We start from the raw sequence: 23,726 nt of genomic DNA, 5'->3' as shown, positions 1-23,726 counted from the left end.
TTTGCTGTTTGTTTTTGGCGACCAGCTATCGCACTTTTCGCTCTCCGAAGAGAACAAAATCTTGCTTTCCGTTGGAGACTCCCAGAATCCCCAAGGGAAAGCGGGGGAAAATCCCCCACTCACCAGTAGAACGTCTCTACTTCTTCCGGCAAATCATCAAGAGGAGCAAGCACGTCCTCATCAACAATGTACCGTGGCTTCACAGAGCCAGTAACCGTTACACGGCACCGCTCTGATGACTTCTCTCTGTACTGGTCAACATCCTCAGGCTTCACGCCTGACGCCTTATCAGCCAACAGCTTTTTGTAGTCTACCCGGCCAGCCGCTTTGTATCTCGTTACCATCACACCGCAGTAGTCGGCATGGAAGTATTCCCCCATGAGGGACTTCATGGTGTCGAGATGAGGCTTTTGCCTTTCTTGAAGCTCAGACAGTCGCTGTTTCAGCTCCTGAATCTCTGCATCATAGAGGCGGTATTCCTCAGCAGCAGCAATCCAACGGTTGACCTCTTCACCTTGCGGTATGTACAGGTCTCTCTCTGGATCTTTGTCGGGCTCCTTCTTGTCTACTACCTGTTGCCAGAACTTTTTAGCCTCGGCCAAGATTTCTTGAATCATGGCTTCGTCTCGGAGTATTGGAAACTCCTGAATCTGACCTTCAAAGTAGAAGACTAACCAGCCTTGCTTGGCCCCCGTTACCAGGAGCTGGTGTTGCACCTGCGGGTAATAAAGCTGGTATGCCTTGCTGTTTGCTTTCTCAGCACAAACATCTTCCCAGACAGTCGCACTCGGGCTTTTCAGCTCGACGGGCTCCCCGTTATCTCTCAGGCCATCCAGGGAGGCCCTCATGAGCGGGTATTGAACCGATTCGACACAGGCGGGGAGCAGCATGTCATCATACTTCTCCTCGAAAGCGCGTCTTGCAGCATCTTCGTTTTCTATCCCCCGGCGAACCAGCGGATTAAGACTCAGATCGACTTCACGCGCATACCCAGTCTTCTCGGCCCACAGTCTCCATCGTGTTTTGTACGGAGACCGATTGAGCAGGATAGCGGCGTCAGTGGCTGTTACACCTTGACGCCGCCAATCAAGCCAATCTTCCTCGCGTTGCGATAGGTTGACTATTTTCATGGACCTCTCTCCAATGGTTAGGAGGGAGATCTCCCCCAGCGGGGGAGTCCCCCCCGTTGGGGTTAGTAGTAACTGCCTTCCGCGCCCTCCTCTTCTGTAACAGGGATCATGTCCTCGTCACTCAAAGGCGGCATTTCTTCGGCACCAGGTTCAGCATTTGCAGAACCACCAGCGGCGGACTCTTGCTCGTGCGCTTCCTGGTAGTCAGGTTTCGGAGGCTCCATTTGATCCATCTCCTTGTCACGAAGGAATTGAGTCGCATATTGCAGTTCCGAACCTTCATACCGTCCCTTCACATACTCATGCGCCGCAGACCATGCGTTTTCAGCAATGGCGCGATTTGCGAGTTTGGTTAGGATCGGGTCAAGCTCTTTGTGCTCAATAGCCAAAGGCTCTTGGCTTTGAACTTGAGATGGTGAAGGGAGATTGGCAATAGCCGGGTTAATGGCCGATGCCTGCTCCATTTCACGGATGCGTTCAGCTTCATCCTGGTCATAAATACCAGAGAAACCAAATGCGACACGAGAACACTGGATCAGCGACTTGTGCCGGAGTTGACGCTTGGTGTGCGTTTGCCAGGGGCCATCAACAGTGTAAGCACCATTGCGACCTTGACCCTGAAACGGTTCACGGTACACCTCATCAATGAACTCCTTGATGCGGATAGGGCGAGATCTGTCCTTACGGTAAATCACGCATTCAATCCACTCAGGGCAGTCAACTTTCGCCCCCTGCATTCTGACCATCTTGTCCGAATACACGAACTCGACGCCATCATACTGGGGATGCTCGTTGATGATGCGGCTCCAACCATCAACACCTACTACCGGAATGATCCCATTTTGCTTGTCAGGAAACGCATAGATTTCCCGAGTGAAAGGGTTCAAACCGTACTGTTCAGCCACGATCAGGAGCGTCATCATCTGCTCATCGGTCGGGGCACTTCCATCTCGCTGCTTGAATGCGGTCGCCTTCAAAGTTTCATAGAACTTTCGGGTGTCCACGCCAAACCGGCTTGCGATACGGGTTACAAGAGATTTGTTATCAGACATGGTGTTTCTCCAATTCACGAATGAACGGTTTGAGGACACCATGACCCCCTCGGGGCATGAGTGCCCCCGTGGGGTTTAGTAAGAGTTGGCGGTGTTACCCGCCAGCCAAGTGGTGCAGCCGCATGAACGGGATGTCATCATCCCAGCCATCAGGAGCGGGACCATAGCCTCCGCCCATACCACCTTGCGGTGCTGATTGCTGCACAGGAGCAGATTGCGTACCGGCTCCTGTACGTTGCCCTTTTTGGGGCGCTGCACGTTGAGAGTTGTCCTGAGGTGCATTTCCACGACCACCAAGCATCTGCATTTCAACGCAGTGTACTTCGGTGGTGTAGCGCTCGATTTGTTGGCTGTCAGTCCACTTCCGGGTGCGGTTGCTCCCTTCGAGATAGACTTGGGAGCCCTTTTTCAGGTACTCACCAGCGACTTCCGCCAAACGACCTTTAAGCACAATACGGTGCCACTCAGTATGCTCTCTTTGCTCGCCAGACTGCTTATCGCGCCACGTATCCGTTGTTGCAACGTTGAAGTTGGCAACGGCAGTGCCGCTTGGCATGTAGCGAATTTCCGGGTCAGAACCGAGATTACCGACCAGAATTACTTTGTTGACGCCTTTAGACATCATGACCTCCAAGTTATTTGGAGAGGGCCAACGCCCCTTTCGGGGAGCAAGCCCCCGTAAGGGTTAAAAAAAGTGATCCTCTTGTTCGGCGTCGATCTCTGCCAGGCGAATCAGCTCAGATACAAGGCCAAGCCTTTCTGCATCTGCTCTTACTTCGTCGTAGCTGAAACCAAACCGTTCAATGAGGGGTTTTAGTGAATCAAAACGCTCGTAGTCGAAGGTATCACCCTGTTCATCACAGAATGCCACCAGCGGCTTCTCTACGTTTGAAAAGTCATCCGCGAAACGCTGTTGCAGGTAAACCAACATCAGCAGGGGTTTGTGACCATGTTCCGGGCGGAGTTCACCAGCGCCTTCCAGCGTAGCTGGATGGATAGTGTTTTCGCCTAGTCCAGTGCTAACCCCAAGCTCATAACCGCTGTCAGTACGCATCAGCACACTGGGTAGCAAGTCATTTGAGCCTTCGCTCCGAGCAACCTCAAAGCCGATTAAACCGGCTCCTTTGGCAAAAACCCCAGCAACAAAACCTTTGAAGAGGTTTATGTCACCTGGAGGTAACTCAGAGGGCGGAGATAACAGCCAGTTGAGAGATCCCAAGCTGGCTGTTTGTCCGGCTGAAACATTCCCCCCTTCCAGCACCGTCTGTGTCTCTGCGTTTACCAGCACCTCATCCAGAAAGGTGTACCCCTGGCTGAGAAACTGTGACACATACTGGCTTTCTTTGTCCTTGTAGGACATTGGGATCGTGTCTGGGCCGTTAGCTTCAAAAGGTCCTTCGAGCTTTGTCTCAGACCAATTTTCAGCTTTCCCATCAGTGACGGTTCGGCGTAGCTCGACCATCGTGAATTGGCCTGGCTCCGAGGAGCTGGGCTCCCGGAGCAACTTGTAGCCAATGAAGACTTCTATTGTGGTTTCGTCATTGCCCCACTCTTTAGCAGTGTAACGACGGCACAAACAGTCATTTTTCTTCATGCGTCACCTCTTAGCGCCATTGGTCCCCGAACACATCCTTCGCAACACGCAGGATGGCTTCACGCTCCTCTTTGGCCGCACGGATAAGCAGAGCTTGATCCAAGGCGTATTCAAGAGCATTTGGGGCACCACGGAACGCTAGAGACAGTTTCGCCCAACGCACCAACGTCCGAGTGGACATGGTGACGCTGATCTGACCATCTTCACCGTTTTCGCCAAGAAACAGTTTGCGGACCTGATTAGCAATCCGAACCATTCCCTTCCGCACATTTTCCGGAAGTTTCGGAGTAGCACGGCCAAGAATGCTGAGTTCAGCTTCCTCATCCGCATACCCTACTTTGGTGAAACGATAGCGATCCATAGCTGCGAGGTTCTGCATCATCACCCCCTGGTACAAACCAGAAGCATCACCGGACCCCGTAGAGTTACCAGTAACGACCACACGAAACATCGGGTGCGGCTTGATGATTTCCCCGCCATTCTGAGCGATCACAAGGGGACGCCCTTCAAGGACATCGTTGAGACCAGCCAGCTCGGCAGGGTCGGCCAAATCCACCTCGTTGATGAGGAGCAGATGACCTTCACGCATAGCGACTGCCAGAGGTCCATACATGAACTTCATGACAGGTGGTTGACCAGGCTTTTCCGCGACCAGAGCGTGATGTCCAATCAGATCTGTCAGCTCCATCCGCCCGTGGGCAGTGATTTGCTGAACAGGCCAGTTGAGACGACCAGCGATCTCGGTGATACCTGAGGTTTTGCCAGACCCGGTAGGGCCGGTTACGAACAATGCGTCACCGCCAGGCTCTTTGAGATAGGCCAAGACCTCTCGCAGAAACTCTTTGCGGAAAACGTAGTTGGTATCAGTGGCAGGGATGAAAGGGTTTGAACCGTCAGCGTAGCCGATGGCCGTTACCTTCTCCGGAATGCTGGGCATACCGAAAACCTTGCTTACTGAGAATTGAGAGTATTGAGACATAGGTGCGCTCCTATTGTGACAGGCGCACCACGTCCCGAACCGGGCGGATGCGCCCGGTTGGGCTAGTAAATTAACGTTAATTTGCTGTTTGTTTTTGGCGACCAGCTATCGCACTTTTCGCTCTCCGAAGAGAACAAAATCTGCTTACTGATGGTATTCACCATGAGTAAGAAGACTTTTAAGGAGCGAGGAGAGTAGCCTCTCCTGGAGGCTACTCCCTCAATGGACGAACATCACCACATCGTCGTTTTGACCAATGACCCCGGTTTCTTTGGCCCACTTCACTGCTTCACTGTGCGCCTGGTAGGAGCTGGAATACAGTTTCGGATCAAATTTCACCTCGCGTCCATCAGCCAGATAGATGATGCCTGCGTGATCGTCGTAAACATGAAGATTCTGTTGCATTCGACATTCCCCCTGTAGCTTGTCGTCAAAGCCAACTGACACCAGAAGACTTTGAGGACAAGCCACAGAGGCTTGACCAGAAAGAGAGGGGTTGCCCCCTCCCTTTGCGTTGACTATCAGCAGTAACCGAACGATTCAGCGATTCTCACGAAAGGACGAGAGATTGCCCAACCAGCAGGGATACACAAAGCGATGATAGCGATTTCCATGATGTTGCTCCTAAGCAAAAAGGGGCAACATCCCCGTCGGGGTATGGTTGCCCCGATGGGTTTGAAAGTGTCGAAGATTACTCAGCGACAGTTATTACCAAACAAGTTCCTTGCCCTTACGAAGGTAAGTCGGGATTTCGAGATAATCCCAGTCAGGTTCTTGTTTAGCGACTTCTTGAACTTGAGTTACCTCAGGTTCAACGACTGCTTTGGCTTGTTCAGCCTTGGCAGCACGTTCTTTGATGACGGCCTGTACAGACCGCATTGCAGGAACTGCGAATTTGTTCCAAAGGAACAAACCGATACGCTGGAACACTTTAGCGAGAACGATGAAGGAAAAAGCAAATGCCTTCGCGCCTACGTACAGTGCGCCCAGAGATGCAAGCAGAACTACAATGAAAGTGATGATGTGCATGGTGTTGCTCCTATGTAAAAAAAACAGGGGCAACACCCGAAAACCGGGAGAAGCCCCCGGCTTGGGGTTAAGTAATGCCATACGGCATAAGACTAGATGCTGTTTGTTTTCGGAGACCAGCTATCTCACCTATAGCCGCAGAGCGACTAAGATGATTCAAATATAGCTCACCTTTGCTAAACAGAAAACGCTGTAACTGTCCATTTTGGGCACTTCGAGAGGTCAGGTTACAGATTGACCGCATTTATCCTTTCCAGTGCGTTTATCTGTACCTCAAATTTAGGAGTATCTCTAATGGCAGAAGCACAAGTAGCACTGGACACAAACAACGACCGCAGCAACCACTACTCTCGCCCTGTTTTCAAGCAAGTTCTGAAAGTAAACAGCCTCCAAGCTCAGCGCGTCATGGAACGCAGCTTTGAGCGAGTTTCCAACTCCCTGTTCTCCATCGACGTGATCCTTCGCATCATCGGTGAGCAGGACGAAATCGACCAGGTTGAAACCGTCATCCTGGAACACATTTCCAAGGTCTCCGAAGACCTGGACAAAGCTACCGCCCAGCTCAACAAGCTGATGGAAGACAACGGCATCGACATGATGCCCGGCTACACCAACCCGAATGAATACACCATCGAGATCAACTCTCCTCAGGTTGCTCAGTTTGCACACCTGATCCGCAAACTGGATACCCTGATGGGGATCGTTGACACTCTCTGGCTGAACACCGTACTGACCAGCAAGCAGCGCACCGACGCCACTTACCAATGGCAGCAACGCCTCATCAAGCTGGCCGGTCGAATCATCGGCATCGAGAAACGGGCTCGCATTTCCGCCCACAGCAAAGGCAAAGAAGGTGAAGTGGCCGAAGCCGCTCCGGAATCTGCAACCGGCGACAAGGAAATCGCAGACGAAGCCGAGAAAACAAAAGCAGCATAACCCAGCCCAAACCTTTGCCCCTCGCCCGAGGGGCTTTTTTTTGTCTTTTATGGTTGCATTTTTTGATGCTGTGATATTATCGAAGTAAATCAGATTCAACTCAGGTAAGAACGGAGAACAACATGAAAAAGGCTTTAATCACCACCGTGGCTCTGGCTGTAGCAGCTCTATCTGGCTGTGCATCCACCAGCAGTTACGAACCCACAGCGTACAAAACCAATCACAGTCGCGCTTACAACATCGCGGAGGCCGGTGGCCTGGTAACAGGCATCCAAGACGCTTCTGTTCCGCGTGACAAGCTGGAGCGTCTGACCGACACCAAAACGTTTGGGGCAGCCTACGTGCTGTCTGGCTACATGTCCCCTCAGCTCGGAATGACCGACTGGCAAGGTGGCTTGGTCAACCTTGCGAACTGGGCTATCGGCCCCAAACAGCATGGCGCTCGCAATAGCTTGATCGCTTGGATGCCTGCTAACGAAGCAGTTTCACCGGCAGACGCTCAGGCCAAATTTCTTTCACATGTGAAAGTTTCCATTGAGTCAGCGCTGACTGATTTGGGTGCCAATTTCACGCTTCTGTATGACAAAGACGGTCGCCTAACCTATCAGTTCTACAAGAATGAATGGGGTTGCCCGACGTGGGTGAACGGACAAAGTAAGGTAGCTGACATGTGTTCCGTTAAGGTGAAAATCGTGGAGCCTCGCCTAGGGTCAGCTCCTAATTTTGTCTCTGGCGTTCAAGGTACAGCGTATGCCTTCACATCAGGCCATGAGACCGCATACAACTTTGTGAATGTCGGTAATGGGGCAGCAAGCCATGCTCCTCAGCAAGCGATCTACGCAGCTATTAGCAAACAGCTACCAGCTTGGGCCTACCTCTACCTTGCTCCAAAATCGGTTGAGCTGGATAATGGCGAAAAAGTTGCTTTCCCTTACCTTCTTGATCAGGGAAAAGCAGAGTTATTTGTTTACCCAGAAGCGTAATCAATCTACATGAGAAAGGGGCCGAAAGGCCCCTTTTTTTATCCACCACCAGTTGGCGCGCCTGTTTGAGGGTCTATGCTGTTTGTCGCCTCTTTTCGCTTCGCGTCAATATCAATCCCTTCCAACCGCTCCAACGCCCTTTCCTGAGCATTCTTCCGCGTCCCGTCAATATTGAAGTCATTCCCTGCTCCAGTCAGCGAGTCGAGATTTATTGAGGCCGGATCAGGGAATTTACCGTTCTGCTGTAATATCCCAAGCCACTCATCCAAATTAATTTTGCTCCAATCAATTTCGGCAATTTTATCTAGTGGAATCCCTTCACACTGAGGATTTTTGGGGTCTCCAAAGTTCTGCCCCAATTGAGGGCGAACCTGTTCTTGTATAATACGAGAGAGCGGAGAATTGAAGCAGCAATACGCTTCTCTTTTTTCAATACAAGCGCCCAACACCTTAGATTTACAATAAGAGCCTACATAGGTGCAATTCTTGAGCGCTCTTTTTGCGTTCATAGTGAACTCTTCTTCCTCGCACTTATAAATCATCTGGATCATCACCATCGCAACGACATAGACGGTATATATCGTCATGGCAGTGCTAAGCCATGTTGTCGCAGTCTCCATCATTGCTTCGGCAGCTTGTTCAGATGCTGCGGCAGCCGCCTGCTCTGTTGCTGCATCTTGGCCTGCTGATTTCATGACATCCATCATCACTTCTTTGACTTGCTCTTTGAGCTGGTCAATGAGTTGATCAACAAACTGCTCTACAGGCTGGAAGAACGAATCAACAGCACCTGAAACGTTCTCTATATAACTTGTGAACGGTTTTGTGACTTCTGTCCACCCTTGAAGGGCAGGTTCCCTAAGTACCTGATAAGCACCTTTAAGCGCATTACCATCAGTCAGCCCCATCACTGCGCCATCGAGCTTTGGAACGGCCATTATTAGGTTCAGATAATCGGCAAGAGATATATTGGTTGGCTTTTCACAGCAATCAGAAACTCCCCCAACAGCTATCTTGCATTCGCCAGCTTCCCCTGCAAAAGCAGAGCAAATAACGTTTTCATCCCCGGTAGGATTGTCATCCCCATCTTGGCCTGTGCAGCTCATATCCTGCGTCATGAATTGGGCTGCATTGAGCAACGCAGTAGCGCGAGCAAAATCAGTGCTTTGTGTTTTGGTCAAATCAAGGCAGTCATCTCCCATGCAGCGTATAGGCCCACCGCACTGGTACTCAGTTTCCTTTTCCAAGGTCGGAACAGAAACATCTGTACCACAGTCATAAGTATCCTCGTGGACGTAGCACGTACCAGAACTTCCCTGAGCACCATCAACACATTTGGAACTGATGAAGCCGCACTGAGGGTTTTCTTCATATTTCTGACAGCTATCGAGATTCCCGCCCGTGTTTACCGGACAGTGCGTTTCACCTTGAGGGTCTGTCCAGCAGTCCATTTGCCCCTTATAGAAGTCATAGTCAGCTTTAACTCGAACCTTTTTGCATAGTTTTGGAATACCAGGCAAAGGTGACGGCTTGAGTTGAGATTCGCAAACTTTGATCCCATTGATGACTGTGCAGCCAGTAGCATCAGTCGGGTCATCTATACATGTGATCTCGCCTTCCGCAAAACCATCTACCACCCCTTTGGCTGAATCCATGCAGCTCTGTGGAGCCCACTCATCCTTGGTAATGGCTTTCGATGGGTCATAGCGGAGTTTTATGCGGCCAAAACCCTCACCTTCGCCACTTACTGAAACGCGGATCTTAAACGTAACAACATCACCATCTTTCACGTTCTTAAAATAGGGAGTGACATCAACATTAGGGTTTCGCTCCCAACTCGTGGAGAGCTCACATCTACCGGCTGTTTCTGGAGGGAAGTTGCCATCTGGGCCAGACCACACTTTAGTCTCTTGGCCGGACTTACCGACCCACACTTGCATGTAGTCATCCCACTTGGCGTATTCAAGCGTTGCAGACACTATGGCATCTGGATTGCTGACTTGGACCCGCGTGTACTCCTCATAAATCTTGCAGTTACCACTCCAGTAGTTGTCCCCCACTCGACCAATCCACAACTCAGTACAGCCTTCTCCACAAGATTTGAGGTTATATGGACCATCATAGTGCTTCACCACAGAGGCGTCGTAGTCATGGACAACCTCACAGTCCGCGCTTTGATCTACAACACGCTGACACCGTTCATACTCTGGAATGTGGGCGTTGATAGTATTCTGATTGATGGTTGTTTCGGCAGAACAATCCCCAAAGCCACCTGCGATGAGGTCCATATCCTCATAGGTCTTTTTGCTTAGATTTAGTACCGGGTCATTACTGAAATCAGGGCGTGATCGATTAGAGGCATCGAGAAGAACCTTGTATGCCGCACCAGAGATTGATGGATTAGCACTATTGGCATCACTCCACAGCGACCCTTTTGCATTATTCCCCACGCTGTCCATGTCATCGCCAGAGTCGTAAATGCCTTGCAGACCGCCCACATCAGGTTTATTGGCATCAGGGAAGTAATAACTATCAGGTTTATTGTTGGTCCCGCTCGTTCCGGGGAATAGATCATTGACATTAATCTGACTCCCCCCGTTCATTTGGAATTGACCGTCTTTCAACGTCGGCATAGAGATTGTGCCATCTTGCACAGTCCCCGAGCTCGACTTGAATGAGTTTGAGAGGTTTTGTCCGAAAGCCTGGGCCTCTTTACCCACCGCTGTGATGTCCTGGTCTTGGCTACCGTTAGCGTAGGAATGTATCGGCAGCGCAGACATGGTTACTGTCAACAGCGAGGCCACAGCTTTCATAAAGTAATTATGACTTCGCATTGTGTTCTCCATTTCAACCTTCCCATGCTATCTGAGAAGACAAGGGCCACCTGTACGTGTAGTGGCCCTTTTGGGGCATAATCTAAAATGCCCGTGCAAATTCGTTAGGGTCTGCTCAATTGTTACAGCAATCATTCCATCGCCAGATGGTGTAAATAGGGTCTTGCCCAATTGCCGGTATAGTTCGCGCCAGACCCCACGTAAGAGTGGATTCGCCAATTACGTGAGATGAGTTTGTCTCTGGAACCGGATGCAATAGCGTGAATTTGTACTGCGTTTTGGGTAGTGTTGGGCTAATAACGCCTCTACACATAGCCTCAGAACCCATTGTCTTCCACGCTAACCCCCGGCGATGCAAAGCAGCCAGAACCCTTGTGCTAAGAAGACTGCTATCGCGGATAACACCTTTTCCACCATTCTGGTTGCCACTAAATGGATACAGGGTGCCCCATGAACCAGCACACCAGAAAAGCTGTTTTAAAGGTTTTCCAGCGGTTGATGAGACAGCATCAGCAGTACACGCAGCCGCCGCAATTGGGTTTGCTACTGCCGCCGCCTCTGGATTGGTAAAAAAAGCGAGCTCATCATTGTTCCAGGTCGGGTCGAGCTCCGACATGTACATGATGTCGAGATCCATATACCCATCAGCATTACAGGTCTGCTTAATAAATAAATCGAGCATCACCAACAGAGGAAACGCATAGTAGTGATAGTGCATAAAAGAACCATCACCACCATCCATGTCTCCCATGCCATGATGCCCTTGGTTAGTCCTATCAAACGGGAACCTGACACCATTCAAGACTGATGAGCAGCCAGGCACTCTCTGAAATTCAACGAGCCGTGCTGGCTCCCACATAGAAGTGGTGACTCCAGGCCGAGGGACCCCTAGATTATCCTCGCACATACACAGAGGGTTGCTTACGGCTTCACTCGGGAATGATCCGCCTCCACCACTTATAGGAACCCCTGCTACTTTGATAGGGAAAATACAGCTCCAGCAGATGTCAGTAATCAGTTTTCCGCCGATCACTTCCGCATTCTGGCACCCAGGGTCAGCCGATACCGAACCAACCCAAAAGACCGCGCTAACGGCCATGATCCGTAGAATTTTTTGCATCATGGTAAGGCCTTTACGTAATTCAAATTTTTCTCCATGACAGCAGGCTTCCCGTGATAGAAACCTTGTTGCCATGACAGTCCAAGTAATTTGGCGCTCTCCCCCAATGGGAAGCTCTCCACCTGCTCAGCAATGAGCTGTATGCCTTTTCGGCGGCAGTGGAGGATGGCCGGGTAGTCTTCAAGCGACCGCAGTCTTCTCGCGTCAAACTTGCAATAGTGCCAGTCATAACGGCTCAGGCGATCCAGAGAAGAGTTTTTGTCTCCATAGTCATCCAGCGCCAGCTCAACCCCTATTTCGGTCAGAGCCTCCCATCTCGATGCGAGAGAGGCGTCCTGAATGCCCTCTGTAATCTCGATGACAAGCCGTGATGAGTGATTTTTAGCAATGTCGCGGACAACCCTACACCACGCCTTGAAGATGACGTCTGATTGCAAAGTTTGTTCGGAGACATTCAGAAAGAGAGCCGGGTACAGATCCAAGCAATAATGAAGGTTGTCCTGAATGAACCGTGCCATCTCCATATCCACCAGTCCCCAATAAGGAGGAGATGACAGAGAGGATGGTGTAAGAACCCGGCCTTCGTCGTACCAACGAGCCAGTACCTCAGCAGCGACAAACGAACCTGTGCCGACGTCTTTAATTGGTTGGAAAGCCGGGGCAAAAATCATTCACCGCCCTCCTCAGCAAGTTCGCGGACAACAAACTTCTTGCCTCTGGCAGTAATGACGCTCGGTGTGTGCTCCAGCTCGAACCGGGTAATCAGATCTGGCGTCAGCAGATATACCGGCGCGTCAAAGTTGTCGGTGACACTCTTGTAGGAATCCCAGCCTTTGTCTTTGTCGAACTCTGTGGCGATATAGGTGATCCGTTGTACGCCAGGCTCCAGCTTGATTTCAGGCAGCTTCTTGGCGAGTAGTTCCATTTGCTTTTTGTCCAGCGGGTCGAAAACTACGACCGCTTGGGTAAATGGCCGCGTTCCAGGCTTGCAAACTTCCTTCGGATCGCACAATGGGTTGATCACGTCACCCGCGTGAGCGAACACAGTGCCATCCGGAGTGCTGATGTCACTGGTGATCATGACGCTAGGGTCAATTTCTCGTGTTCGAGATTTTGGCGCTCTTGGCAGCTCATTGAAATTCTGCTTGGTCCAGAAGCGCTCTATAGCCTGTTTCTTCTTCTCTTCCCAGTCGATATTGGCAAGGCGTTTCTTGGCAACATCAATAAGGTCTGGCTCACTGATTTTCTCCACCGGCCCCTTAACGCCGAGATCGCCTTTTTCTCCGTTATCCACTTCCCGAGCCAACCATACCGGGTCGGACAACCCGGAGACCTGGGCGACGACGTTTGGTTGTTCGCCAGGCAGCGGCTCATCCTCCAGCATCACAATCGTGGGAACGGCTGTGATGTTGTACGTTTTGAACAACGTAGGGTTGATGATGATGTTCGGCACTGGGTCTTTTTTGGCCGCGAGCGCCTGAATAGCTTTAACTCCCTGCCCCAAGTTCATTCCTTCCGGGATGCCACGGAACACAATTACAGAATCAGGCTGGCCTGACACCGCCGTTAGGACGTCATCTAACCCCTGTTCGCCAAGAGACAACGAGGCGAAAACCAGTATCCGATGGTCAGAGTAGATACCCTTTTCAGCCTGTTTCCGGTGCATCTCCTTGAGCGTTGGGTTAGTAGTTTGGAGCTGCTTGAAAAATGCCTTGGCTTCGGCCTGAGCCTCGTCCATGTGTTGGTTTTGCAACAGAGATGGCATTTCCATCTTCTGGGCCTTTTGGGCAATTTGCTTTCCTTGCTCAATAAGCGCCTTATCCTGCTCTGTGAGCGGAGACTCTTGAGCGTATGCCCCGCCAGCCACAGAGAACATCAACGCCACCAGAACGCTCTTAGAACAGGGGATATGCGCGGCCAATGATCTGATCATTTTTCACAGTCCCCCAGTAACGTGAGTCGAAGCTGAATGGGCTTTTGCCCATAAACCAGTAGTTGTTCTCTTTCAGCGTGGTCTTGCCGTAAAAGTGGCTCTCTGGCAGATGTAGTTTCCCTGCGAGCTGGAGCCCCTCTCCGACGACATCACCATTGACGGTGATCTTCCACTTATCGTTGATCTCGACTTTATCCCCCGGCATACCGGTGAGGATTTTGACCATGCGAGTCCCGTCCTTGTAGAAAGGCTGCATGTTCTTGGCTTGGAAGGCGTAAACCGCTCCCCTCTCCAGAGTTTGGTCGTTCAGATCAATGAGGAAGAAGGTGTAACCCGGCAGGCACTTCTCCTGTTGTGGATCAATGCCAATACGGTAGCGGCTGGCAAAGGCCGCACCAGCAGCCCAAAGAACCACTAGTGTCACACCTGCCTTAACCCCGAAGCGCTTCCAGGATTCCTTTTTGACGAAATACTTCTTGAGTGGAAAATTCATTTCAGCACCTCATCAGGGAGGTACACGTCACTTGGAGCCCCGACGACAGCACTTGCGTCAAGGACCAAATAACCTGCGTCTTTCAACTTCAAAATTGCGTCATTGGTCTTGACCATCAGCCTTTCAACTTCCTCCTGAGAGGCACCAGCGGGATACGCCGACGCCACTTTAGCGAAGTCAACCACGACCACTGGCGGGGTTTGATTCAAACGCTGATGGATGCTTGCCGTTTGTTCGCTCATCACGTAGTAGCTACCGCCGAAGCCACCAGCGGCACCGAGAATGGCGGCGATTGCGATTGATTTAATGTCCATTACTGTCTCCCTGGTTATGCAGCCTGCCGACGGCTTCGCATTACGGCCTTGATTGCCTCAGGTATGCTCATGCCTTGTTTCACAAACTGGTCGATGGCGTTAACGTCCACCGGATCGGTCGAATAAAGTAGCTTCTGGAAGTCGCCCACTATCAAGCGACCGACGCCCATACCGCTCTTCGATTTGATAAAGATTTCTGAGTACACGCCTTGGATGGTGTGTACCGTTTTGAGGGTGTGGAACCCGCCCTCTGAAAGGGTCAGACGACCGCTACGTTTAACAGATTCCACGGTTTCTTCGGTTTGGCCGAGCAAGTACATGCTGGCCGAGTTCTCCGCGATGGCGCGGCCCACTGCGTTCTCATAGAGGTCGTTGATGGACTGCGTTGCAATGACAACGGAGCCACCGTACTTACGGAATTTGCGGTAGGCATGTTCCATGAAGACCGAGACCTCGCCCTCTTTGAGCAGGTCCCAGGCCTCATCCACGATGACGACTTTCTTGCGGTTACGTTCACCCAGGAATACTTCTTGCTGGATCTGGTAAATAAGCTGGAGTAGTACAACCTGACGCAAGTGCTTACGCCCTTGCAGTTCATCGAGCTCCAGTACAGTGAACTGGTTCTGGAAGCTGACGTTGTTCTTGCGAGAGAAGTATTTCCCGTAGCTGCCCTGCGACGTAAAGGCGTAGAGCTGCTGACCAATATCCTTGAGGCGCTGGTCATTTTCTTCTTCCAGGCAGCGCTCAGCGATGTCGTCAACCTTCATCTCTTTACCTTTCTCTTCCCACAGGCGAGAAAGGACCTGTTTCAACGCAGAGATTTGCCATTCATCCAGCAAGCCCTTAGCCGAAGCCATCGCACAAACGAGGCTGACTATCGCGTCTTCTTCGTCCTCGTAGTTCTGTATGAGCTCAAACGGGTTGAGGCAGACGTGCGTTCCTTCTTCAAAGTGAACGAAGTCGCCATTGAGCATTTCCGACAACTTCTGGTAGGACTTACCGGCATCAATAACCCAGACCTGAGCCCCCTCGGACAAGTAGGAAAAAATCAGTTCGTTGGTAAGGAACGATTTACCCGAGCCGGATTCGGCTGCGATCACCAGGTTCTTGTTGGTATTACTGTCGTGAAGAGACAGACTCATGAGCTGGCCGTTGCGGGAAATCAGCGCTGCATGATAGGTCCCGGTCCCCTTCCATTCCCCAAACACCGGCAGGACCACAGCAGCCTGCTCGGTTGTCATGGTCTTGTAGCGGAATAGGTCTCGCACTGCATCCCGGTCGGTACAGAATGGCAGGCAGTTGAGGAACATCGGCAGAGCAACGAACTTGTCCTCCATCAGCTCGAACCGAGATTCACGCCAGATGTTTCGTGCGGCCATCGCCGCCGCTTCAACACGTTCTTTGGTTGGAGCAAATAAAACCACCGAGTAGGTGATCTTGACTGGCTTAGCCCCCTCTTTCATGGACTCATAGAGAGTGTCGAAGCTCTCCTTCTTGTCCGCCAGCACCGGCACGAATTTGAGCATCGGCCCGTAGGCTTGGTTTACAGTGAACTGGCGTTTGCGCTCCAGAGTGTTTTTCGTGCTTTCTGCCTCAGGGAAAAAAACATTGGTCACGACCATGTAGTTTTCTTTGATGCTGGAATTGCCGCCGCTGAGATCCCCGGCATAGGTCAACGCATCACCAAAGTAGAAAACGTCAGGCAGCTTTTTCGCTGACATGACTTTCGCGTGGTAGTCACCCAGCCTGATGCCATTCTTGCTGACTTCCACGTCGGTGCCGTAATCGAAGATTTGCTCGCAGATGGGCTTATCCATCTCCCAATCCACAGAGTCATGTCGCCATGAAGCATCTGGCCCCCAATTCAGGATGGTGCTCATGATCCGGATGTAGTTCACCGCCGTCATTGTGCGAGGACGCAGACCAACGGTTTGAAGCGATGATTCGACCTTCGTGCGAAGCTGTGCGAGCTGCTGGAGTTCGCTTTCAGTCGGGTTATTGTTCTTGATGGGGACTTTGCACGTAACGAACAGCTTGAGGTCTTGGATCAAGCCATTGTCGTAGATACCTTTGTTGGTCTTGGCAAATATGCGATCTGTCGTGTGGTGCTGGAGGAAGTTAATCCGTTCCTTGATAACAGATGTCAGCAGCTCGTGACGGAAGCCATCACGCAAACCCATCATCCGGTACATCTCCTGATTGATGTCCGGGGAGCGGAACAGGACAAACTGGAGCGTAGTCTTCGACGGGAACTCCTGATTCAGGAAACCGTTCATTCGCTCCTGAACTTTTTCATCGGCACCACACAGGGGCTCACACATGAAACCAAAGCCTGCACTGTGATCATCCATAAGGAAGACATGATCGTCTTCGTCATAGGCCAGGACAGGAATAATCCCGGCAGCTCGCAAGTGCTCCGGGATCAACGTTTCTTCGAGTTTCTTTTTGATGGTTACGATCATTCAGCACTCTCCAACCATGATTTCAGGTTCTTCGGACGTCCTTTGCTGACACGACCATCCGGAGCAACAACGAACGGAACGCCCTCAATCCCAATGAAATGAGCTGTCAGCAGCGTTTGGTCGTATTGGCCGGGGTCGCAGGTTTCTTTTGAAGGAAGGGAACCCAGGGTGTTGTTCATCAGCGCATCAAGCGCGTGGGTTTTGTCTTTCGCGCAGTACAAGTTTTTTGCCAGGCGGTTGGACTCAGCACCCAGAGCTGGAATCACGATAAATTTAAAGGTGTAATCATCCACCAGCGATTTGGCATCACCCATGAGCTGATGGCAAACCGCGCACCTAGGATCAACAAAGACCACCACCTCTTTGTCACCACGCCCCATCGACACAGTGTTCAGCGTGTCCACATCCATGCCCATGCTCTTGAAGTGGATACGCTCCGCTACATCCCTCATTTGGGACATCGTGTTGAGGGGCTTCTTGCTCCACAGGTCGTAGATTTGTCCTGAAATAACAAATCGTCCGTTTTCAGAGAGGAACATGATCTGCCCATCACTTTGGACGGCTCGAACCCCTTTGATGGGTAGCTCTACAATGTCCTCTATCTTCGCCGCTCTGGGATCGGTGATTTCCAATTTCGATGACGCATGAGCCGTGCCGGTAATAATCCCGAACACCATCAGCGCCCCAAGTAATTTTGTCCGCATGTCTATCCCCTAAGATTGGATTACTGGATGCTGGGCAGTGTATCCGGGGGATGGAAATAGACTCGCCTCTGTAATAGCCCAATTTGGACAATTCCAGCGCGATACAAAAAAAAGCCCGGTCTGAACCGGGCTTTGAGAGGAATGAACCTTAGTTCATGGTAACAGCTTCGGATTTGCCCCCAGAGTCATCGACCCCAACCAGAGAGATGGTCGGCATCGTTTCATAGGTGCCCTTGCTGATAGTCACTCGATCAGAGCTGATGCTCTGCAACTCACCGGCAATGGTCCATTCGTAGGACTTCATGCGGCCATCGGTATCTTCGCAGTTCGCATAGACGATCCACGACCCAACGGTCTCTCGTGAGCTCAGGCTACATGCAGGCAACTTGTTCTCTGCAACATTGATGTTCACCTCGCCCTCAGCTTCATGCCCCATTTCTGAGGTTATTTTCAGCTTGATGCTGTGCTCACCAGCGCCCAGAGTTGCTCTGCCGTAGTAACCACTGCTTTCCAACGGTGTACCATCTACCGAATAAACACGAGTCGAAATACGGTCGCGTGGGTGGCCGCCAGAAATGTACGGTCGCAACAGCACATCCAGAGGCTCACGCTCGTATTTGTTCGAGCCAGAGTATTGCAGGTCAATGGCATAGGGCGCTGCCTGGCCGATCTTGAGCGGTTGCTCGATCACGGTCTCATGGCCGCGAGCATCACGGACAGTGACCTTGATGTTGTAATCACCCGGCTCATTGATCACAAAGGACCGGACAATATCCTGCCGCTGATCCTGAATCACAGCGCCTTCCGGCAACTCCCACTCGTAGGTCGGCTCTTCCAGCTTGCCGTTGAAGGCAATTGGCCGCACTGACGCGGTGATCGTCGCAGGAGCCACGTCTGCGTTCTTCCTAACCTGCATTCCGAAGCTCGGCCATACATACTGCCAAACGCGGGAGCGTAGGCTATGCGAAGCCTCTGCACCCTGATCTCGGTATCCTTCGATCCAGGTGGTGTACTTCGTTTCTACAGTAGCCTGATTGAGGTCAGTGTCAGAGGGTTCGTACTCAGCAGTATCACCCTGCACAATCGAGCCATCAGGCAGCGTGAAGAACCCGTTCAGCTTCACGTCCATCCCACGGTAAGGCAGGCTGGTTTCGGCTTTGAACACATACTTCTTACCGGTCTCAATAACTCGCGGCCCTGTCACGTAAGGACGAGGTGCCTTCACTGCTCGGAAGTCAACCGCCGTTTTCGCAACTTCATAGGCATAGCCGTCATCAGCCGGTGCCGTGGCAGAGCGCACACGAGCCCACAGGCGGTATCGGGTTTCTTCATCGCTCGAAAGCGTGATGCTATCCCCTGTCTGCGCGTAGGTTTTGCCACCGTCAGTAGACCACTCAACAATGGCATTGCCACCGGAGATTGGCTCATCGTTCAACGTCAGGTTCGCTGTGTACTTGCCTTCACTTCCGACAAACAACGTGGTCGGGCCGATAACAGCAATATCAGGTTTGTCGTAAGCGACAACACTGACCGCTTCGGTGTACTTTTCCGCACCTGAGTTGACGTTCACCACCTTGGCCCGAACCTGGTACTCCCCCTTGTCGAAGGTCTTCACAAGCTGATACTTGTATCGATCTTCTGGGATGAACTGCTCCCAGGTTTTACCGTCGTCCTTACTGGTTTCCCACACAACCTGGCCGGTAGCCCGGAGATCCTGACGGTCGTCCAAAGATAGCTTGAACACAGCAGTGAACGGAGCTTCACCAGACAACTTGCGAGCCTCCACGCCAGCACCGATGGCACCACCGCGAAGCACTGTCAAGAAGGCAGGTCTGATAGACAACTCTGTGCGGTTGTAACCCTCAACAGGGCTTTCCAGAACAGCCTCAGCAGCGATACGGACGGAGGAAGTATCCACACCAGACAGGTCTACTGAGAACTGAGCTTCACCGTTCGATGCTTCCGCATAATCAGTGAGCGCAACCGTCTCGTTGTAGGCCTTTTGCTGGATCAGGCGTACTTTCCACACCCCCATCGTGTTAGCGTCATAGTCACCATCAGGTTTGTACTGATCACGGATGAGAACCCTAACCGGCAATGCCTGGGTGTCAATCGCGGTATCACCTTTAACTTCAACGATAGGACGGATACTGTCAGAAGGTGCAGAGATAGCCCGGTAGACAACCTCAGTCTTCACATCAGGCACCTTGTTGTAGGCCGCGTTCACCTTGTAGGTGGTCTCCTCCCACAACGCTCGCTCATCGGTATTGATGCGGCGATACACCTTATTGGTGGCACCCCATCCCGGAGTGAAGGTCTCAGACTCAAGAACATCCGAGTTGCGCGATATGGCAATATCCAGATCAGCTCGTTCAGAGTTGATAATGGCATCACCCAGGTAGTTACCTGTCATCGGCACCAAGTAGATGTTGTCTTTGAAGTTGTAGTCGGAGGCTAGTTCAACGGTCGGAGCTGGTGGGTCAACCGCTTCGACATTGAAAGTCTCGTCGTTCAACGTCACCCTAGTGCCGTTACGGGTGAAAATACTTACCCGCCACCCCAGTGGATGAACGCCGTTGGAGGCCAATGAACCAGAGAGCGAAGGTGATTCCGATAACGGGTCTTGGACCAATCCATCGGGGATCTGCTGCCACTCGAACAGACAGGCACGGCTTGCACTACCAACAGCCTTGTTCGCGGCCTCTTTTTTCGCACGGTCTGCGCTGAGGGTTATAGAACAGTCTGGCCCCTTGCTCTGCTTGAAGTTCACATCAAAATCTTCAATGACGCGATTCACCTGAGCAATGTCATCAATCGGGGTGTAGCCAACAGAGCCATAGGCAGTAGTTACCGTCAGGTTCTGAGAGCCAGACCCAACTTTTACCTTGGAACCGTCACCACTGAACAGGTACAGGCTGTATTCGACAGGTTGTTCACCAATGCTCACAGCCTGCCCCACCAGCCCAGCAACTTTCATCCCGTTGTTGTCCTGCGTAGTTTGTTCAGCCTCATCTGGAGTTCTGTCCCACTGGAGCAAACACACCGGGTCACGAATTGGGTCTGCGGCCATAGCCACATCCTCTTTCGTGGTGAACCGGCAAGGCACACCCGACTCTGGCAGGGCATAGATTTTCACTGGGTCAATGACCTGGCGAATTGTCCATGATTCAGCAGAGAGCTTAGCCGTCCCTTTCCAGGTATTGATGTCCACAACCAAGATGGGTGAGTTCGGCGCGGAGGTCATGACAAGAAGGCTGGAAGAGCCGACCACATCAGGAACAGCAGGTTTAACCGGAATGCTCAAACGACCACCTGACGCACCGAAATCATGTTGGCTCATGATCCCCATTGTCTGGCCTGGCTCGATACGCACCCCATTAACCACCAGCGGTACTTTCGCATCAGAACGTAGGGTCGCAAACACGTCGTATGAACCTGTCACGACAGCACCATCACTGAGCGTCAGCGGCTTGGTTTCGATGATCCGTTTGCCATCTGCATGAACAAATTCATGAGTGACAGCGGGGACCATGACCTTGCCATCCATCCCATCCGCCAGCATTACCTGACGAGGTTTGTACTCGAAGCCAACAGCCTTTTGAACCGCATTGCCTTGTGCATCCTCACCGGAAACAGTCAGCGTGTAAGATTCCCCTTCCTTCAAAGAAGGGAACATTACCGGGTACTCAAGGCGGAATCGACCTTTCGACTCCTCACGCCAAGACAACTGCACCTTGTCATTGGCAGGCCCCCCTACAAGGGCAATAGAGGTCAATTTAGGTGAAGGGTCGATAGCATCAGCCAAGGTAATAACAACATCATCTAGAGTCTGGATAGCTGCTCCATCTGCCACACTGAGTGTCATGGTTGGTGGCGTTCTATCAGACGTTATCTGGAACATTGGTTGTCGCGTTAAAGGCCCGTGCATCTCCTCTGCTGCGGCAACAAGACTGTATTGCCCCTCAGGGAGAGTTTTAAGATCCCACTGGTAAGTGTAGTTCTCCCAGTTGTTGGCTATTAACCCACCAGTTGGAGACAGCTTGTTGCCTTTGCTATCTTCAATCCATGCACTTCGCAGACGCAGCCTATCAAAGTAAGCGCCTCGTCCTGGCTGGTTAACGAATAAGGTAAATACCTTGCTATTTTGATCGAACTGCTGACTTAGCTGAGGGTAGTGCTGATCGTTCCAGTTAACCTCTGCCCAAAGAGGATTCGAGCGAAGAGATTTATCCGGATTGAAAACTGTCGCATTATCGTGGACGTACCCTGTTGTGCCTTTAGCCATTGTGAAGCTATTTGCAATCACGCAGCTATCTTGACCAACAGGAATTTCACAGCTTCCCCTGTGAACGGCAGTTTGAACGTAAGGCCTTGGTTCAACTTTGACACGGATACTACTAACAGTGACAGGAAGAACAGAATTGTTCACCCAGTAGCGGTAAAAACTAGACCATCCTATATCACTGTAATTGTAGTCCACACCCAAAAGTCTGGGACTTTTAGGCGCTGATGGAGAGAGTGTGAGGTTATAAGCAATACCGCCTCCCCCCCACTGGCCGAAGTTCACCCAACGCCAATAATTGCCGTCGGTATTGCCATAAGGTGCGGTTGTGACGAGATAAACATAGCTGGCATCTTCTCCTACCTTGGACATCTCTCCCAAGGCATTGGTCATATTTATCCCACCTTCTCTATACTCATGCCAGTTATCACGCGGAACACGCCAAGCTAACTTGATTGGGTTAGTTTTAACTGTCATGCCCTCAGTGTAAGCAACAAATCCGGTTAATCCAGGGCCTAAGTTGTTTGTACTTGAAGGGTCATAAACACCAAAAGGTGCAGACGGAGCATTGGTTATGCTATCAAACATCACTTTTTGACGAGGTGAAAGATAGCTATTTCCAGCGCTATCGCTTATCTCAAACTGAAGTGTAAACACTTCATCCAAGTCAGAGGCTGGGAAAAAGCCAGATTGGAAAGACTGTCTAGCTTGTCCGTTAGCGTCATCGTAGTTCACGGATACATCTTTGTAGAGTGAACCGTCTTGACGATACAGCTTTGCTTTGACGCCTTTGATGGGTGACTCATCAGAGATTCCTGACAGCAAAAAGGCATTATCCTCAGAGCCACCTAGACCCAGTTTCCAAACATCACCGCTAGTAACCTGCCCATAGTTACTATAAACCGGGGCAAGCGAAGAGTAGGTTGGCGGCGTCACATCGACAGTAAGAGGGTATTCATCCGTCTGTACTGTAGAACCATCAGAGGCAAGAATTTCCGCCCTGATAGTGTATGCCCCACCAACTGGAGCTGGTAGTTGAAGTTCCGCACCATAGTAGGATTTTCCACCCACTGTGATGCGATCAGTAGCCCCAAGAAGGTGGCTGGTCGCTGTCGAAACCACTGTTCCATCCGACCGAAGCACCGAAATCTTTACCTTTCGGTCGATACCGGCACTCAAGGCAAACGAGATATTGCCCGTTGGGTTGGCATAGTTGGCATTCGGAGTCAGAGACCGTTGCGTACCATCTGGAGCCTTAAAGGTGTATTCCAGCAGCTCTGCATGAGCAGCACCAGCGGTAAGAACCGCCAGAGCCCCAAGCATCGCCGGAATTTTAGGCTTGAAATTGATCATCGCATTCTCCATTCGTTTTGAGTTACAAGAACCCAATGCTGGAGGTTACGGGAGGGAGTGCATAAACATGGGCTGTGGAAGTGCCCTTTTTGAGCAAATAAGGAAATAGTTGGAATTTGTTATGACTGGACTTTTTGCCAAAAAATAAGGGCAGCTTTTAGGCTGCCCCTATCACCCGTTGATTAACGGCAAGGTGTCTTTTACACCCCCAGGCCATTGCTGAGTTGCACAACAGCCGGGATGACCTTCTCTGCATGTTCCAGAGTAGCAGACATGATGGATTCCACTACGGTCGGGGAGTTGTACAGGCCCATACCGCCACCGATACCCATAGCGAAAGCCATGAGGCTCTGGCGAGCGATACCACCAACAACACCGACCAGGATCATCGCACCCGCAACGATTCGACCCAAAGTACCTTGGGTCCAATCCTTGAGAGTTACCCATACGTCGTCAAACGCTGTACCACCAGTACCAGCGTGGGCCTGATCCGGCACGAGCAGGAAGGCTACCACCATCAACCCCAGG

At 51.4% G+C, this 23,726-nt stretch carries 19 protein-coding genes; 2 read left to right on the top strand and 17 right to left on the bottom strand.

Annotation, left to right across the window (positions count from 1 at the left end; genetic code table 11):
- Positions 1-119: 119 nt before the first annotated feature.
- From SB028_RS20150 to SB028_RS20120, 7 genes are all read right to left on the bottom strand, one after another.
- Positions 120-1,130 (bottom strand): YqaJ viral recombinase family protein, encoded by a 1,011-nt coding sequence (locus SB028_RS20150; protein ID WP_000706865.1) that lies wholly within the window; start codon positions 1,128-1,130, stop codon positions 120-122.
- Between the two features lie 62 nt (positions 1,131-1,192).
- The gene (gene bet, locus SB028_RS20145) at positions 1,193-2,182 is read right to left on the bottom strand and encodes a phage recombination protein Bet (protein ID WP_001282585.1); all 990 of its coding nucleotides are present in this window, start codon (positions 2,180-2,182) and stop codon (positions 1,193-1,195) included.
- Positions 2,183-2,276: 94 nt separating this feature from the next.
- A complete protein-coding gene (ssb, locus tag SB028_RS20140) occupies positions 2,277-2,807 on the bottom strand; it encodes a single-stranded DNA-binding protein (RefSeq protein ID WP_000987165.1) in 531 nt (176 codons plus the stop codon).
- A 60-nt stretch (positions 2,808-2,867) separates the two neighbouring features.
- On the bottom strand, positions 2,868-3,776 hold the full coding sequence (locus tag SB028_RS20135) for a hypothetical protein (RefSeq protein WP_000739139.1): 909 nt from the start codon (positions 3,774-3,776) through the stop codon (positions 2,868-2,870).
- 10 nt (positions 3,777-3,786) lie between these two features.
- On the bottom strand, positions 3,787-4,755 hold the full coding sequence (locus SB028_RS20130) for an AAA family ATPase (protein WP_000085160.1): 969 nt from the start codon (positions 4,753-4,755) through the stop codon (positions 3,787-3,789).
- A 219-nt stretch (positions 4,756-4,974) separates the two neighbouring features.
- Positions 4,975-5,160 carry a hypothetical protein gene (locus SB028_RS20125; protein WP_001186917.1) on the bottom strand — a complete coding sequence of 62 codons (186 nt, stop codon included), beginning with the start codon at positions 5,158-5,160 and terminating at the stop codon, positions 4,975-4,977.
- 303 nt (positions 5,161-5,463) lie between these two features.
- Positions 5,464-5,784 carry a hypothetical protein gene (locus SB028_RS20120; protein WP_000547566.1) on the bottom strand — a complete coding sequence of 107 codons (321 nt, stop codon included), beginning with the start codon at positions 5,782-5,784 and terminating at the stop codon, positions 5,464-5,466.
- A 294-nt stretch (positions 5,785-6,078) separates the two neighbouring features.
- Between SB028_RS20120 and SB028_RS20115 the strand changes: the two genes are divergently transcribed.
- Positions 6,079-6,720: a hypothetical protein gene (locus SB028_RS20115; RefSeq protein ID WP_000796664.1), complete on the top strand. Its 642-nt coding sequence runs from the start codon at positions 6,079-6,081 to the stop codon at positions 6,718-6,720.
- Positions 6,721-6,842: 122 nt separating this feature from the next.
- A complete protein-coding gene (locus SB028_RS20110) occupies positions 6,843-7,703 on the top strand; it encodes a hypothetical protein (RefSeq protein WP_000709517.1) in 861 nt (286 codons plus the stop codon).
- A 38-nt stretch (positions 7,704-7,741) separates the two neighbouring features.
- Here the strand turns inward: SB028_RS20110 and traN are convergent, their stop codons facing one another.
- The 10 genes from traN to traA all read right to left on the bottom strand — a co-directional run bounded on the left by traN (position 7,742) and on the right by traA (position 23,716).
- Positions 7,742-10,537: a conjugal transfer mating pair stabilization protein TraN gene (traN, locus tag SB028_RS20105; RefSeq protein ID WP_001256484.1), complete on the bottom strand. Its 2,796-nt coding sequence runs from the start codon at positions 10,535-10,537 to the stop codon at positions 7,742-7,744.
- A 115-nt stretch (positions 10,538-10,652) separates the two neighbouring features.
- Positions 10,653-11,660, bottom strand: a complete 1,008-nt coding sequence (locus tag SB028_RS20100; protein WP_000983282.1) for a TraU family protein — start codon at positions 11,658-11,660, stop codon at positions 10,653-10,655.
- On the bottom strand, positions 11,657-12,328 hold the full coding sequence (locus tag SB028_RS20095; protein ID WP_000575345.1) for an EAL domain-containing protein: 672 nt from the start codon (positions 12,326-12,328) through the stop codon (positions 11,657-11,659). The genes SB028_RS20100 and SB028_RS20095 overlap by 4 nt, the downstream gene beginning before the upstream one ends.
- On the bottom strand, positions 12,325-13,590 hold the full coding sequence (locus SB028_RS20090; RefSeq protein WP_001447719.1) for a TrbC family F-type conjugative pilus assembly protein: 1,266 nt from the start codon (positions 13,588-13,590) through the stop codon (positions 12,325-12,327). The genes SB028_RS20095 and SB028_RS20090 overlap by 4 nt, the downstream gene beginning before the upstream one ends.
- A complete protein-coding gene (locus SB028_RS20085; RefSeq protein WP_001010740.1) occupies positions 13,553-14,083 on the bottom strand; it encodes a S26 family signal peptidase in 531 nt (176 codons plus the stop codon). The genes SB028_RS20090 and SB028_RS20085 overlap by 38 nt, the downstream gene beginning before the upstream one ends.
- Positions 14,080-14,397, bottom strand: a complete 318-nt coding sequence (locus tag SB028_RS20080; protein WP_000351984.1) for a hypothetical protein — start codon at positions 14,395-14,397, stop codon at positions 14,080-14,082. The genes SB028_RS20085 and SB028_RS20080 overlap by 4 nt, the downstream gene beginning before the upstream one ends.
- Before the next feature lie 14 nt (positions 14,398-14,411).
- Entirely contained in the window at positions 14,412-16,859 is a 2,448-nt protein-coding gene (gene traC, locus SB028_RS20075; protein ID WP_000637384.1) for a type IV secretion system protein TraC, read from the bottom strand.
- On the bottom strand, positions 16,856-17,563 hold the full coding sequence (locus SB028_RS20070; RefSeq protein ID WP_001259346.1) for a DsbC family protein: 708 nt from the start codon (positions 17,561-17,563) through the stop codon (positions 16,856-16,858). The genes traC and SB028_RS20070 overlap by 4 nt, the downstream gene beginning before the upstream one ends.
- A 148-nt stretch (positions 17,564-17,711) precedes the next feature.
- A complete protein-coding gene (locus SB028_RS20065; RefSeq protein WP_000606835.1) occupies positions 17,712-23,198 on the bottom strand; it encodes an Ig-like domain-containing protein in 5,487 nt (1,828 codons plus the stop codon).
- Positions 23,199-23,398: 200 nt separating this feature from the next.
- A complete protein-coding gene (gene traA, locus SB028_RS20060; protein WP_064754699.1) occupies positions 23,399-23,716 on the bottom strand; it encodes a TraA family conjugative transfer protein in 318 nt (105 codons plus the stop codon).
- Positions 23,717-23,726: the final 10 nt, after the last annotated feature.

Source organism: Proteus vulgaris (assembly GCF_033708015.1).
Taxonomy (GTDB): domain Bacteria; phylum Pseudomonadota; class Gammaproteobacteria; order Enterobacterales; family Enterobacteriaceae; genus Proteus.
The sequence above is the reverse complement of the archived record's forward strand: the minus strand, read 5'-3'. Positions and strand labels throughout refer to the sequence as shown.

Bases quoted from the DNA above. Each gene is read 5' to 3' on its own strand.
- SB028_RS20150 (WP_000706865.1), bottom strand. From the start codon at position 1,130: ATGAAAATAGTCAACCTATCGCAACGCGAGGAAGATTGGCTTGATTGG.
- bet (WP_001282585.1), bottom strand. From the start codon at position 2,182: ATGTCTGATAACAAATCTCTTGTAACCCGTATCGCAAGCCGGTTTGGC.
- ssb (WP_000987165.1), bottom strand. From the start codon at position 2,807: ATGATGTCTAAAGGCGTCAACAAAGTAATTCTGGTCGGTAATCTCGGT.
- SB028_RS20135 (WP_000739139.1), bottom strand. From the start codon at position 3,776: ATGAAGAAAAATGACTGTTTGTGCCGTCGTTACACTGCTAAAGAGTGG.
- SB028_RS20130 (WP_000085160.1), bottom strand. From the start codon at position 4,755: ATGTCTCAATACTCTCAATTCTCAGTAAGCAAGGTTTTCGGTATGCCC.
- SB028_RS20125 (WP_001186917.1), bottom strand. From the start codon at position 5,160: ATGCAACAGAATCTTCATGTTTACGACGATCACGCAGGCATCATCTAT.
- SB028_RS20120 (WP_000547566.1), bottom strand. From the start codon at position 5,784: ATGCACATCATCACTTTCATTGTAGTTCTGCTTGCATCTCTGGGCGCA.
- SB028_RS20115 (WP_000796664.1), top strand. From the start codon at position 6,079: ATGGCAGAAGCACAAGTAGCACTGGACACAAACAACGACCGCAGCAAC.
- SB028_RS20110 (WP_000709517.1), top strand. From the start codon at position 6,843: ATGAAAAAGGCTTTAATCACCACCGTGGCTCTGGCTGTAGCAGCTCTA.
- traN (WP_001256484.1), bottom strand. From the start codon at position 10,537: ATGCGAAGTCATAATTACTTTATGAAAGCTGTGGCCTCGCTGTTGACA.
- SB028_RS20100 (WP_000983282.1), bottom strand. From the start codon at position 11,660: ATGATGCAAAAAATTCTACGGATCATGGCCGTTAGCGCGGTCTTTTGG.
- SB028_RS20095 (WP_000575345.1), bottom strand. From the start codon at position 12,328: ATGATTTTTGCCCCGGCTTTCCAACCAATTAAAGACGTCGGCACAGGT.
- SB028_RS20090 (WP_001447719.1), bottom strand. From the start codon at position 13,590: ATGATCAGATCATTGGCCGCGCATATCCCCTGTTCTAAGAGCGTTCTG.
- SB028_RS20085 (WP_001010740.1), bottom strand. From the start codon at position 14,083: ATGAATTTTCCACTCAAGAAGTATTTCGTCAAAAAGGAATCCTGGAAG.
- SB028_RS20080 (WP_000351984.1), bottom strand. From the start codon at position 14,397: ATGGACATTAAATCAATCGCAATCGCCGCCATTCTCGGTGCCGCTGGT.
- traC (WP_000637384.1), bottom strand. From the start codon at position 16,859: ATGATCGTAACCATCAAAAAGAAACTCGAAGAAACGTTGATCCCGGAG.
- SB028_RS20070 (WP_001259346.1), bottom strand. From the start codon at position 17,563: ATGCGGACAAAATTACTTGGGGCGCTGATGGTGTTCGGGATTATTACC.
- SB028_RS20065 (WP_000606835.1), bottom strand. From the start codon at position 23,198: ATGATCAATTTCAAGCCTAAAATTCCGGCGATGCTTGGGGCTCTGGCG.
- traA (WP_064754699.1), bottom strand. From the start codon at position 23,716: ATGGTGGTAGCCTTCCTGCTCGTGCCGGATCAGGCCCACGCTGGTACT.